14 protein-coding genes and 3 tRNA genes are annotated in these 12,821 nt (G+C 60.7%); 1 reads left to right on the top strand and 16 read right to left on the bottom strand.

Annotated elements, in window-relative coordinates; genetic code table 11:
- Positions 1-4 precede the first annotated feature (4 nt).
- The 15 genes from nuoK to C5L10_RS19490 form a co-directional block, all read right to left on the bottom strand.
- Positions 5-313, bottom strand: a complete 309-nt coding sequence (nuoK, locus tag C5L10_RS19560) for an NADH-quinone oxidoreductase subunit NuoK (RefSeq protein ID WP_007772674.1) — start codon at positions 311-313, stop codon at positions 5-7.
- 22 nt (positions 314-335) lie between these two features.
- Positions 336-950 (bottom strand): NADH-quinone oxidoreductase subunit J, encoded by a 615-nt coding sequence (locus tag C5L10_RS19555; RefSeq protein ID WP_105431061.1) that lies wholly within the window; start codon positions 948-950, stop codon positions 336-338.
- Between the two features lie 145 nt (positions 951-1,095).
- Positions 1,096-1,587, bottom strand: a complete 492-nt coding sequence (gene nuoI, locus C5L10_RS19550; protein ID WP_037080524.1) for an NADH-quinone oxidoreductase subunit NuoI — start codon at positions 1,585-1,587, stop codon at positions 1,096-1,098.
- Positions 1,588-1,639: 52 nt separating this feature from the next.
- A complete protein-coding gene (nuoH, locus tag C5L10_RS19545; protein ID WP_038593139.1) occupies positions 1,640-2,683 on the bottom strand; it encodes an NADH-quinone oxidoreductase subunit NuoH in 1,044 nt (347 codons plus the stop codon).
- Between the two features lie 8 nt (positions 2,684-2,691).
- A complete protein-coding gene (gene nuoG / locus C5L10_RS19540; RefSeq protein WP_105431060.1) occupies positions 2,692-4,773 on the bottom strand; it encodes an NADH-quinone oxidoreductase subunit NuoG in 2,082 nt (693 codons plus the stop codon).
- Positions 4,774-4,843: 70 nt separating this feature from the next.
- Positions 4,844-5,578, bottom strand: coding sequence for a 5' DNA nuclease (locus C5L10_RS19535; RefSeq protein ID WP_245448055.1), 735 nt, complete (start codon positions 5,576-5,578; stop codon positions 4,844-4,846).
- Between the two features lie 4 nt (positions 5,579-5,582).
- Positions 5,583-6,887, bottom strand: a complete 1,305-nt coding sequence (nuoF, locus tag C5L10_RS19530) for an NADH-quinone oxidoreductase subunit NuoF (RefSeq protein ID WP_105431058.1) — start codon at positions 6,885-6,887, stop codon at positions 5,583-5,585.
- A gap of 89 nt (positions 6,888-6,976) precedes the next feature.
- Positions 6,977-7,918 carry an NADH-quinone oxidoreductase subunit NuoE gene (gene nuoE, locus C5L10_RS19525; RefSeq protein ID WP_245448053.1) on the bottom strand — a complete coding sequence of 314 codons (942 nt, stop codon included), beginning with the start codon at positions 7,916-7,918 and terminating at the stop codon, positions 6,977-6,979.
- 16 nt (positions 7,919-7,934) lie between these two features.
- Positions 7,935-8,195 carry a hypothetical protein gene (locus C5L10_RS34390; RefSeq protein WP_371411959.1) on the bottom strand — a complete coding sequence of 87 codons (261 nt, stop codon included), beginning with the start codon at positions 8,193-8,195 and terminating at the stop codon, positions 7,935-7,937.
- Positions 8,192-9,382, bottom strand: a complete 1,191-nt coding sequence (locus C5L10_RS19515; protein WP_105424859.1) for an NADH-quinone oxidoreductase subunit D — start codon at positions 9,380-9,382, stop codon at positions 8,192-8,194. The genes C5L10_RS34390 and C5L10_RS19515 overlap by 4 nt, the downstream gene beginning before the upstream one ends.
- 78 nt (positions 9,383-9,460) lie before the next feature.
- The gene (locus tag C5L10_RS19510; protein WP_105425087.1) at positions 9,461-10,063 is read right to left on the bottom strand and encodes an NADH-quinone oxidoreductase subunit C; all 603 of its coding nucleotides are present in this window, start codon (positions 10,061-10,063) and stop codon (positions 9,461-9,463) included.
- A 31-nt stretch (positions 10,064-10,094) separates the two neighbouring features.
- The gene (locus tag C5L10_RS19505) at positions 10,095-10,676 is read right to left on the bottom strand and encodes an NADH-quinone oxidoreductase subunit B family protein (RefSeq protein ID WP_037080534.1); all 582 of its coding nucleotides are present in this window, start codon (positions 10,674-10,676) and stop codon (positions 10,095-10,097) included.
- Entirely contained in the window at positions 10,667-11,032 is a 366-nt protein-coding gene (locus tag C5L10_RS19500; RefSeq protein WP_037080537.1) for an NADH-quinone oxidoreductase subunit A, read from the bottom strand. The genes C5L10_RS19505 and C5L10_RS19500 overlap by 10 nt, the downstream gene beginning before the upstream one ends.
- 264 nt (positions 11,033-11,296) lie before the next feature.
- Positions 11,297-11,373, bottom strand: a tRNA-Asp gene (locus C5L10_RS19495).
- Positions 11,374-11,444: 71 nt separating this feature from the next.
- Positions 11,445-11,521: transfer RNA gene (locus C5L10_RS19490), tRNA-Asp, on the bottom strand.
- A gap of 276 nt (positions 11,522-11,797) precedes the next feature.
- On the opposite strand from C5L10_RS19490, the gene C5L10_RS19485 reads away from it, so the two are divergent.
- A tRNA-Val gene (locus tag C5L10_RS19485) sits at positions 11,798-11,873 on the top strand.
- Between the two features lie 162 nt (positions 11,874-12,035).
- On the opposite strand, the gene C5L10_RS19480 is transcribed toward C5L10_RS19485, so the two are convergent.
- Entirely contained in the window at positions 12,036-12,653 is a 618-nt protein-coding gene (locus C5L10_RS19480) for a DUF2971 domain-containing protein (protein WP_105431057.1), read from the bottom strand.
- Positions 12,654-12,821: the final 168 nt, after the last annotated feature.

Here is a 12,821-nt window from a genome sequence, read left to right as displayed (position 1 = left end):
CCGATCAGCCCTTCATCATATTGACGTCTTCGACGGCGATCGAACCGCGGTTGCGGTAGAAGACGACGAGAATTGCAAGACCGATGGCCGCTTCGGCGGCCGCCACGGTCAGAATGAACAATGCGAAGACCTGGCCGACGATGTCGTTCAGGAAGGAGGAGAAGGCCACCATGTTCAGGTTGACCGAGAGCAGGATGAGCTCCACCGACATCAGGATGATGATGACGTTCTTGCGGTTCAGGAAGATGCCGAAAACGCCGAGCGTGAAGAGGATGGCGCTGACCGTGAGGTAATGGGAAAGTCCGATTTCCATGTCTTTATTCCTTTTTCCCGCCTCAGACGCCCTGGCCCGGCTTGACCTTGACCACTTCGACGGCTGTCGCCGGCGTGCGGGCCACCTGCTTGGAAACATCCTGTCGCTTGGTATTGGTGCGGTGACGCAGGGTCAGCACGATCGCGCCGATCATCGCCACCAGAAGCACCAGACCGGCGATCTGGAAGAAGTAGACGTAGTTCGTATAAAGCACGTCGCCTAACGCCGCCGTGTTGGTGCGGCTGGCCGGGTTCGGGATCGGCATGGTGATCGCCTTGGCCGCTTCCGGCGTGAGCACGCTGCCGCCGATGACGACCACCAGTTCGGCGGCGACGATCAGACCGACCAGCATGCCGATCGGCGCATATTGCAGCACGCCCGAGCGCAGTTCCGCAAAGTCGATATCGAGCATCATGACGACGAAGAGGAAGAGAACCGCAACCGCGCCGATATAGACGACCAGCAGGATCATCGCCAGGAATTCGGCGCCCGTCAGCAGGAAGAGACCGGCGGCGTTGAAGAAGACCAGGATGAGGAACAGCACCGAGTGCACCGGGTTCTTGGCCGAAATGACCATGAACGCCGACGCCACCGCGATGAACGCGAAGAGATAGAAGAAGATTGCCTGCAGACCCATCGTGGTGCCTTTTCGTCCCTCACCGGGATCGGGGCGAATGCCCCTACCCGTCGAAACCCGGCCTTGTGATATGCGCCGGGTATTTCATCCAGATGTCACCGGCGCACCACCCGCTGAGGGGGGCCGCCGGACAAATCACCCCGCCTTAGCGGTAGGGCGCATCGATTGCCATGTTGCGCGCGATTTCGCGCTCCCAGCGGTCGCCGTTTTCCAGGAGACGCGCCTTGTCGAAATAGAGTTCTTCGCGCGTCTCGGTCGAGAATTCGAAATTCGGGCCCTCGACGATCGCATCCACCGGGCAGGCTTCCTGGCAGAAGCCGCAATAGATGCACTTCACCATGTCGATATCGTAACGCACCGTGCGGCGGGTGCCGTCGTTGCGGCGCGGGCCTGCCTCGATGGTGATCGCCTGGGCAGGACAGATCGCCTCGCAGAGCTTGCAGGCGATGCAGCGTTCCTCGCCGTTCGGATAACGGCGCAACGCGTGTTCGCCCCGGAAACGCGGCGAGACCGGGCCCTTTTCGAACGGGTAGTTGATCGTCGCCTTCTGCTTGAAGAAGTAGCGCATCGACAGGAAGAACGCGCCGACGAACTCCTTCAGGAACAGCGAATTCACGGCTTGGCCGAGACTTGCCATCTTTATTCTCCAATGATGCCGGAAGCTTGGACGGACATGTTCACGATCATGATCATGCCCATCCCGCCAGCTTCAGCACGAATGCGGTAATGACGACCATGGCGAGCGACAGCGGCAGGAAGATCTTCCAGCCAAGGCGCATGAGCTGGTCGTAGCGGTAGCGCGGAACGAAGGCCTTCACCATGGCGAACATGAAGAAGACGAGCATCGACTTCAGCATGAACCAGACGATGCCCGGTACCCAGTTGAGGAGCCAGATATCGACCGGCGGCAGCCAGCCCCCGAGGAACAGGATGGTCGTCAGCGCGCACATCAGGCAGACGGCTGCGTATTCGCCGAGCATGAACATCATGTATGGCGAGGAGCCGTACTCGACCATGAAGCCGGCGACCAGTTCCGATTCCGCTTCGGGAAGATCGAAGGGCGGACGGTTGGTTTCGGCGAGCGCCGAGATGAAGAACACCACGAACATCGGGAACAGCGCGAGCCAGTGCCAATCCAGGAAGGAAGCTGGCAAGCCCATTCTCGTGCCGAGGCCGTCATGCTGGGCATTGACGATATCGGTGAGGTTCAGCGAACCGACGCAGAGCAGAACGGTGACGATGACGAAGCCGATCGAGACTTCGTAGGAGACCATCTGCGCCGCCGAACGGAGCGCGCCGAGGAACGGATATTTCGAGTTCGAAGCCCAGCCACCCATGATGATGCCGTAGACTTCGAGCGAGGAGATCGCAAAGATATAGAGGATGCCGACATTGATGTTGGCGATGACCCATCCGTCCGCGAGCGGCACCACCGCCCAGGTCGACAGGGCCAGGAGCACGGCAACCAGCGGCGCGAGCAGGAAAACGGCCTTGTTGGCGCCAGCCGGAATGACCGGCTCCTTGAAGACGAACTTCAAAAGGTCGGCGAAGGACTGGAACAGGCCGAAGGGGCCGACGACGTTCGGGCCGCGGCGCAGCTGGACCGCCGCCCAGATCTTGCGGTCGGCAAGCAGAACATAAGCGATGAAGACGAGCAGGCAGACCAGCAGCAGAAGCGACTGCGCGACCATGACGATGCCCGGCCAGACGTAGATGGAAAAGAACGAGTCCATGTTCAAAATTACTCCGCCGCAGCCTGGAAATTGTTGCGGGCCAATGCCGAGCATTCAGCCATGACGGCAGACGCGCGAGCGATCGGGTTCGTCAAATAGAAGTCTTTGATCGGCGACGCAAACCCGGACTTCGTCATACCACCCGCTTTTTGGCCAAGTGCGGCAATTTCGTTCACCGAGCCCGCCGCAATCGCGTCGATAGCGGCGAAATGCGGGTAATCCGCATAGAGTTTCGCACGCAGGGCGCTCAGCGAATCGAAAGGCAGCTTGCTTCCGAGCACGTCGGAGAGAGCGCGGATAATCGCCCAGTCTTCGCGCGCCTCGCCGGGCGCGAAGCCGGCGCGGTTGCCCATCTGGACGCGGCCTTCGGTATTGACCCAGGTGCCGGACTTTTCGGTATAGGCGGCACCCGGCAGGATAACGTCGGCATTGTGCGCGCCGGCATCGCCGTGGCTGCCGATATAGACGGTGAACTTGGCGCCCTTCTTCGAGAAGTCGAGTTCGTCGGCACCGAGCAGGAAGAGGACGTCCATGCCGGCTAGTTGGGCGCTGGCATTGGCGCCCTTCGCACCCGGCACGAAGCCGAGGTCGAGGCCACCGACGCGGGCAGCGGCAGTGTGCAGGACGGCAAAGCCGTTCCACTCGTCGGTCAGCGCGCCGACCGAGCCGGCAAGCTGGGCGGCCGAGCTAAGGATCGCCGCGCCGTCGGCACGGGAAAGAGCCCCCTGCCCTATAATGATCATCGGGTTCTTTGCAGCCCGCAGCTTGTCGGCGAAGCTGTTTGCGCCGGACGCGAGGTCGGTGAGCGTCTCGGCGCCTGCACCGAGATAGTCGTAGACGTAACGCAGTTCGCTGACTTCACCGATCACGCCGATCGGGAAGTTGCCGCGGCGGAAGCGCTTGCGGATGCGGGCGTTGAGGACTGCGGCCTCGAGGCGCGGATTGGCGCCGACCAGGAGCAGAGCGTCGGCCTGTTCGATGCCTTCAATGGTCGGGTTAAAGATGTAGCTTGCGCGGCCGAGCGACGGATCAAGCGCCGTCCCGTCCTGGCGACAGTCGAGGTTTTCCGATCCGAGCGACCGGATCAGCTCCTTCAAGGCGTACATTTCCTCGACCGAAGCCAGATCGCCGGCAATCGCGCCGATCTTTGCAGCCGACGTTGCGGAAACGCCGGCCTTGATGGCGCCGAAGGCTTCGCCCCAGGAAGCGGCCTGAAGGCGGCCGTCCTTGCGGACATAAGGCCGGTCAAGGCGCTGGGTCTTCAGGCCGTCCCAGATGAAACGGGTCTTGTCCGAGATCCACTCCTCGTTCACCTGCTCGTTGACGCGCGGCATGATGCGCATCACTTCGCGGCCGCGGGTATCGACGCGGATCGCCGAGCCGACGGCGTCCATGACGTCGATCGATTCGGTCTTGCCGAGTTCCCACGGACGGGCGGTGAAGGCGAAGGGACGCGAGGTCAGCGCACCGACCGGGCAAAGATCGATCACATTGCCCTGCAGTTCCGACGTCATGGCACTTTCGAGATAGGTGGTGATCTCGGCATCCTCGCCGCGGCCGATCAGGCCGAGTTCGGAAATGCCGCCGACTTCGGTGGTGAAGCGGACGCAGCGCGTGCAGTGGATGCAGCGGTTCATCACTGTCTTGACCAGCGGGCCGATATACTTGTCTTCGACGGCGCGCTTGTTTTCCGTGTAGCGGGAACTGTCGATGCCGAAGGCCATCGCCTGGTCCTGCAGATCGCATTCACCGCCCTGGTCGCAGATCGGGCAATCCAGCGGATGGTTGATCAGCAGGAATTCCATCACGCCTTCGCGGGCCTTCTTGACCATCGGCGTATTGGTGAAGATTTCCGGCAGCTCGCCGTTCGGTCCGCCGCGGACATCGCGCACGCCCATGGCGCAGGAGGCTGCCGGCTTCGGCGGTCCGCCCTTCACTTCGATCAAGCACATGCGGCAATTGCCGGCGACCGAAAGACGTTCGTGGAAACAAAAGCGCGGGACCTCGGCGCCGGCTTCCTCGCATGCCTGAAGCAGCGTGAAATGATCCGGAACTTCGACCTCTTTGCCGTCAACCTTCAGCTTAACCATCGTCTCACTTACGTCCTTAGTTCCATCCTTTGGGTCTCCTGGGGGTCAGGCGACTCGGGGACATATTCTTTTATTTCAACAGAGCTTTCGCCTGGCCGACCCAGTCGTCGCGGCTGATGCGTCCCTCGAAACCCAATTCCTTGTCGAAGCGGGCGATATCGGCCTCGTTCCAGGCCGCGACCTGCGCAAGGCTCGTCACGCCCATGTCATTCAGGACCCCTTCCAGCTTCGGGCCGATGCCCGAAATCCGCTTGAGGTCTCCGCCGCCGGCAGATGCCTTGGCCGTCTTCGCCTTCGTCGGCTTCACCGGTGCCGGCTGCCTGGCCGAAACCTTAGGTGCGGCCTTGGGCGCAGCTTTTGCCGGCGCAGCCTTGGCGGCCGGCTTCCTGACCGGTTCGGCAACGGGTGCCGCCTTGAGAGCCGGAGCAGCTGCCTTGCGGGGCGCCTTCGGCTTGGCGGCGACCGGCTTCGCCGTCGCTGCTGCGACGACCGGTTCTGCAACAGCCGGCGTTTCCGCAGACGCTGGCGTTTTTTCAGGGGCTGGCGTTTCCGCGATCGGCGACGCCTCGGCCGGATTTGGATCGCCGGCCTTCTGGCGATTGCCCGCTTCCATCGCGCCCTGCAGCGCACCGAAGAACACTCCGGCCATCTGGGTGGCAATACCGAAACCGATCGCGGTTGCGGCCGCCATGTTCGCCATCAGCGGATTGAGCTTCATCGCCTCGGAAAAATCGGACATGCGCGCTGGATCGAGCGCCGGACGATCCGTCGCCTCCCGTTCATGCTCTTTGCCCGACTTCGTCACGTGGCTACTCCGCAGCTTCCAGGACGGCGCCATGCGCCGCCGCGTTTCGGGTATACTGGTCGATACGTGCTTCGATCTCCGGACGGAAATGCCGGATCAGGCCCTGGACAGGCCAGGCCGCCGCATCGCCGAGCGCGCAGATGGTGTGACCTTCGATCTGCTTGGTCACCTGGAACAGCATGTCGATTTCGCGCTTCTGGGCATTGCCCTTGACCATGCGCTCCAGAACCCGCCACATCCAGCCGGTGCCTTCGCGGCACGGCGTGCACTGGCCGCAGCTTTCGTGCTTGAAGAAGGCCGAGATGCGGGCGATCGCCTTGATGACGTCCGTGGACTTGTCCATGACGATGGCGCCGGCGGTGCCGAACGAGGAGCCGACGGCACGCAGGCCGTCGAAATCCATTTGGCAGTCCATGATGTCCTTGGCCGGCACGATCGGGCAGGATGCGCCGCCCGGGATAACCGCGAGCAGATTGTCCCAGCCGCCGCGGATGCCGCCGGCATGCTTGTCGACCAGCTCACGGAAGGTGATGCCCATCACTTCTTCGACGGTGCACGGCTTGTTGACGTGGCCGGAGAGCATGAACAGCTTGGTGCCGACATTGTTCGGACGGCCCATGGACGAGAACCAGCCGGCGCCGCGGCGCAGGATGGTCGGGGCAACCGCGATCGATTCGACGTTGTTGACCGTGGTCGGGCAGCCGTAGAGGCCCATGTTGGCCGGGAACGGCGGCTTCAGGCGCGGCTGGCCCTTCTTGCCTTCCAGGCTTTCGAGCAATGCGGTTTCTTCGCCGCAGATATAGGCGCCGGCGCCGTGGTGGACGTAGATGTCGAAATCCCAGCCGAGCTTGTTGTTGCCGCCGAGCAGGCCGAAGTCATAGCACTCGTCGATCGCCGCCTGCAGCGCTTCGCGCTCGCGCATGTATTCGCCGCGCACATAGATGTAGGCCGTGTTGGCGCCCATGGCGAAACCGGCGATGACGCAGCCTTCGATCAGCGTATGCGGATCGTGGCGCATGATTTCGCGGTCCTTGCAGGTGCCGGGCTCGGATTCGTCGGCATTGACCACGAGGTAATGCGGGCGGCCATCGCTCTCCTTCGGCATGAAGGACCACTTGAGACCGGTAGGGAAGCCTGCGCCGCCGCGGCCGCGAAGTCCCGAAGCCTTCATCTCGTTGATGATCCAGTCCCGGCCCTTCTCGATGATCTCCTTGGTGCCGTCCCAATGGCCGCGGCTCATCGCGCCCTTCAGGGACTTGTCCTTGAGGCCGTAGATATTGGTAAAGATGCGATCCTGATCTTTCAACATGATCTATTCCACAAGTCCGTCGCGATTAAGCCGGTTGTCAGTCGATATATTGCAGCCTTTTTCAAAGGCCGCACACAAATTCTCAAATGTCACGACTCACCTTCATTCGTGGTCTTGCGCCGTGTGCGCTTCGGCTTCAAGTCCCCGGAGACCGCACCCGGTTCCGGCGGTGCGCCTTCCGCGGCACTGCCGGGCGTCTTCGGAGCCGGTTTGCTCTTCGCAGTCGCCGAGAGCGGCTGCTTCTCCGCGGCCTTGGCATTCGCGGCCGCCGCCGCCGGGGCGGTGGCAGGGGTTTTCAGTTTCGGGTCCGTCTCCGGCGCGGTGTCCTTCGGACGCCCGGCATCGGCCGGAGGAATGCTTGCAGCTGCCGCGGCCTCTTCGGCGCTCGGATGTGGGTCGAGATTGGTGCGGACCGGCTTGATCTCGTCGTTCAACGTCTGCGGCCCGCCCTCGGGCGCCGAGAAGATGCGGTCGATCTGCGGGCCGGGCTTGATCTCATCGCCCTTGCCTGCTTCGAAAGCGTCGATGATCTCTTCCAGGCGCTGCGGCGTCAGGTCCTCATAGGCATCCTTGAAGATGATGACCATCGGCGCATTGACGCAGGCGCCCTGACATTCGACCTCTTCCCACGACAGAGTGCCGTCGGCGTTCAGCGCGAACGGATCGTGGTGGATCTTGTGCTGACAGACCTTCATCAGGTCTTCCGCGCCGCGCAGCATGCAGGGGGTGGTGCCGCACACCTGGATATGGGCGCGGGTACCGACCGGCTTCAGCTGGAACTGAGTGTAGAAGGTCGCGACTTCGAGGACGCGGATATAGGGCATGTCGAGCTTGTTTGCGACGAACTCGATCGCCGCACGGGTCACCCAGCCATCCTGTTCCTGCGCACGCATCAGGAGCGGGATGACAGCCGATTGCTGCCGGCCTGCCGGATATTTCCTGATCGTTGCCTCGGCCCAGACGGAATTCTCGTCATTGAAGGCGAAAATTGCCGGCTGCACCTGGTCTTCGGCTAATCGACGAACGGACATTCTTTTCCACGCCTTATCAGTTTATGGATCCACACCGCGATCTCGTGAGCGTCACGAATTCGCAGGCATAGGCAGACTTGTCTTTCTGCATGAACACTATGAACTTTGTTCCACTGGGAACGGAGGACTTGATCTCGTATCCTTCGGACAGGAGATCCTTCATCGACCTCGATCCGCCGCCTTGCGTCGAAATCGCGCCATCCGTCTGAGCCTGCTGCGCGAACGCAACCGGGGCAGCAGAGACGAGGGCAGCGAAAACGACGGCGCGGAGCATCAGCGGTCCACCTCGCCGAAGACGATGTCGATCGAGCCGAGCACCGCCGAGACGTCGGCCAGCTGGTGACCCCGACAGATGAAATCCATCGCCTGGAGGTGGGCGTAACCCGGCGCGCGAATCTTGCAGCGGTACGGCTTGTTGGTGCCGTCGGCGACCAGGAAGACGCCGAACTCGCCCTTCGGGGCTTCGACGGCGGCATAAACCTCGCCGGCCGGCACGTGGTAACCTTCGGTATAGAGCTTGAAGTGATGGATCAGCGCTTCCATCGACCGCTTCATCTCGCCGCGCTTCGGCGGCACGACCTTGCCGTCCGTAGACGAGAACGGGCCAGTCCTGGCATCGCCGAGCAGACGGTTGACGCACTGCTTCATGATCTTCACCGACTCGCGCATCTCGATCATGCGGATCAGGTAACGGTCGTAGCAGTCACCGTTCTTGCCGATCGGGATATCGAATTCGAGGTCGGAATAGCATTCGTAGGGCTGCGAGCGGCGCAGATCCCAGGCGGCGCCCGAACCGCGGACCATGACGCCGGAAAAGCCCCAGGCCCAGGCGTCTTCGAGCTTGACGACGCCGATATCGACGTTGCGCTGCTTGAAGATGCGGTTGCCCGTGAGCAGGTCGTCGATGTCGTCGAGCTTTGCCGGGAATTCATCGCACCAGATGCCGATATCCTCGACCAGTTCCGGCGGCAGGTCCTGATGGACGCCGCCCGGACGGAAATAGGCCGCATGCATGCGCGAGCCCGAGGCGCGCTCGTAGAACACCATCAGCTTTTCGCGCTCTTCGAAACCCCAGAGCGGCGGCGTCAGCGCGCCGACGTCCATCGCCTGCGTGGTGACGTTGAGGAGATGCGAAAGGATGCGGCCGATTTCCGAATAGAGCACGCGGATCAGCTGGCCGCGGATCGGGATCTGGATATCCAGGAGCTTTTCGACGGCGAGCGCGAAAGCATGTTCCTGGTTCATCGGCGCGACGTAGTCGAGGCGGTCGAAATAAGGGATCGCCTGCAGATAGGTCTTGGTCTCGATCAGCTTTTCGGTGCCGCGGTGCAAAAGACCGATATGCGGATCGACGCGCTCGACGATTTCGCCATCAAGCTCCAGGACAAGGCGCAACACGCCATGCGCCGCCGGATGCTGCGGTCCGAAATTGATGTTGAAATTGCGGACGTTATGTTCGGTCATTCTGCTTACTCCATGCCGGGCGGAGTGACGCACCGGGCGGGAAAGAAGTGCGGACGGACGGCGCGGCTGCGCCGATCCTTAGGCTTTCGCCTTTTCATCCCCGGGCAGGACGTAATCTGTCCCTTCCCACGGACTCAAGAAATCGAAACTGCGGAATTCCTGGCGCAGCTCGACGGGTTCGTAGACGACGCGCTTGGCGTTGTCGTCGTAGCGAACCTCGACGAAACCGGTAGTCGGGAAGTCCTTGCGCAGCGGATGGCCTTCGAAACCGTAGTCCGTCAGGATACGGCGCAGGTCCGGATGGCCGGTGAACAGGATGCCGTACATGTCCCAGGCTTCGCGCTCGAACCAGTCGGCGCCCGGGTAGACCGGGCAGGCAGACGGAACCGGCTCGTCCTCGGCGGTCGCGACCTTGATGCGAATACGCTGGTTCTGGCGGGGCGACAGAAGGTGATAGACCACGTCGAAGCGCTTTTCGCGCGCCGGATAATCCACACCGCAGATGTCGATGAAGCTGATGAACCCGCACTGCACGTCGTCACGCAGGAAGGTCAGCAGCGGCAGCAGGTTTTCCGCCGTCGCGGTCAGCGTCAGCTCGCCATAGGCGATTTCCGCATCCGCCACGAGGGACGCACGCGCTTCGCGAATGTAGGTCGAAAGCTCGTTCAGGGCTTCACTCATGATCTTGTCCAATTACCCTTAGCCTCTGGCCTCAGCGCTCGATCGTGCCGGTCCGTCGGATCTTCTTCTGCAGCAGAAGCACGCCGTAGAGCAGTGCCTCCGCTGTGGGGGGACAGCCCGGAACATAGATATCGATCGGCACGATGCGGTCACAGCCGCGCACCACCGAGTAGGAATAGTGGTAATAACCGCCGCCATTGGCGCAGGAGCCCATGGAGATGACGTAACGCGGCTCCGGCATCTGGTCGTAGACCTTGCGGAGCGCGGGCGCCATCTTGTTGGTCAGCGTGCCGGCGACGATCATCACGTCCGACTGGCGCGGCGAGGCGCGCGGCGCAAACCCGAAGCGCTCGACGTCATAACGCGGCATCGAAAGCTGCATCATCTCGACCGCGCAGCAGGCGAGGCCGAAGGTCATCCACATCAGCGAGCCCGTGCGGGCCCAGGTGATCAGCTCGTCCGTGGAGGTGACGAGAAAACCCTTGTCGGCGAGCTCATTGTTGATCTCGCCGAAGAACGCGTCGTCGCTGCCGATGGGCTTGCCCGTATTCGGATCGATAATGCCCTTGGGCTGTGGCGCGACGAGAGTGCTGCCGTTGTCGACTACTCCCATTCCAGCGCTCCTTTCTTCCATTCATATATAAAGCCGATCGTCAGAACGGCGAGGAATACCATCATCGACCAGAAGCCGAACCAGCCAATCGCACCGAACGATACCGCCCACGGGAAAAGGAAGGCCACTTCGAGGTCGAAGATGATGAAGAGGATCGAGACCAGGTAGAAGCGAATGTCGAACTTCATGCGCGCATCGTCGAAGGCGTTGAAGCCGCATTCGTAGGCCGACAGCTTTTCCGAATCGGGCGCCTTGTAGGCGACGGCGAACGGCGCAACCAGAAGCGCGATGCCGATCACCAGGGAAATGCCGATGAAAATCGCGATCGGGATATAGGAAGTGAGGAGTTCACTCATTGTATTCGATCCCAGCTTGCCTGAAGCGTCGGGAGACGACGCCTGAATATCAATGCACAGGCAAAGCGAACGTGCATTGCAACAAGCCGTGGTTAGCGCAGCCGAAGCCCCGGCGCAAGCTTTTTGAATGTCGCATCCTGCGCCAAAATGGAGCAGTTCAAACGATTATCAGCGGTCGCATCGTGCCGACAGCCTCCGGCCGTGATCGTCAGGGACCGGCAACGGCCAAATCATATTGGGAAGGGCGTTCTCTCGGATGGTAAATGGCGCGAGTGACGGGGCTCGAACCCGCGACCTCCGGCGTGACAGGCCGGCACTCTAACCGACTGAGCTACACCCGCGCATAATGCCGACTGACGGCTCGCCCCCTACGCCCAAGAAGCGTAAAAAGCGGGTTGTTCGAAGAAGAGAATGGCGCGAGTGACGGGGCTCGAACCCGCGACCTCCGGCGTGACAGGCCGGCACTCTAACCAACTGAGCTACACCCGCGCATTTCTCTTGAGGTCGAAACCTCTTGGCCGGGCGACCTCAATCGCTCGGTTGAGCGGCTAACTAAGAGGTTCGTGATCGGGTGTCAAGCGCGTTTCAAGACAAAAGGATGACGTCTCGTCGCTTTGCCCTCTCCTGCCCCATATACGCCCCTGTCCAGTCGGCTCTTCCCCAAAATTTTCAAAAAAACATCATGAAAGCCCTTGCGGTTTTTCCGCGATCCGCATAGATCACGGCCACCGACGCGGCGGGCCCTAAGGCTCCGCAATCGCGAACGGGCGATTAGCTCAGTTGGTAGAGCGCCTCGTTTACACCGAGGATGTCGGGAGTTCGAGTCTCTCATCGCCCACCATTCTTTCCCTTGACATTGCTCGGACCCTCTGCGGCGCACAGTGATCACGGATGCAGAGTTCCTATGCGAGCAGCTTGAAACAGCCACCATGCTGATAAGCCCCAGCCCCGTGCGCGGGTGTAAGCCGAAGTTTAGTCGGGCACCGTTGCGATATGCGGCAAGTCAAATAGGTGATATCTCGATGGCGCTGGTCTTATTATTTGGAGCGGCTAGAAAGATTCCAGCATGAGGATAGTTTTTATTTACTACCCTCCTTACACCTGCAATCACATCATCGCTCGCACGAAAGCCAACAATGACGGACTTCACGACATCGGAAGGAAAACCGATCAAGTGAATCGGATCTGGTGAAGCTGAAATCGTTTTTTCAATATCATTAGGCCCACAATACATCCGCCATTCTTTTTCATAAGACCAGACAGTCGTTTTTGAGCCGAACGCTGCCTGGGGATTATCCAAAATCTCATCAAAAACTCCGTCTATGTAATGGACTTTGTGCAGTCTTGTTTTCGATATGTCGTCTTTGTTCTTGAACCAAGAACTTTCTGTCGAGACCTCAATAACAATTCCGGAATGATTTCCAGCATAGAAAGCCCACATGGGTAGTATGCCGAACTCCTCAGATAACGAAAAACACAGCATATCATTGCCAAACATTTGAAGAAATTGTTCACGCACCAAATCTGTGTTCACATAATCCTCAAACAAATTCAGCGCACTTGCCATCCCGTCGCGGAATTGCTTATCTATCCCCTCTTTATAAAAGCCTGCAATTGCCAAACGTTTCTCATTACGGCTTAGTGACCTGCCTACCCGCTCAGCTAGAGCAGATCCTGTGATCGATGAATCGATTGTGAGGTGACGCGGCGAGCCGAAGCTGATTCAACATCTACAGCGATGAGGTGGGTGATGGCGCAAGCATTGAGCGATGATCTTCGACAACGCGTA

Origin of the sequence: Neorhizobium sp. T6_25, from assembly GCF_002968555.1 — a bacterium.
GTDB lineage: Bacteria > Pseudomonadota > Alphaproteobacteria > Rhizobiales > Rhizobiaceae > Neorhizobium.
Note: the sequence above shows the minus strand (reverse complement) of the source record. Positions and strands in the feature narration are given on the sequence as shown.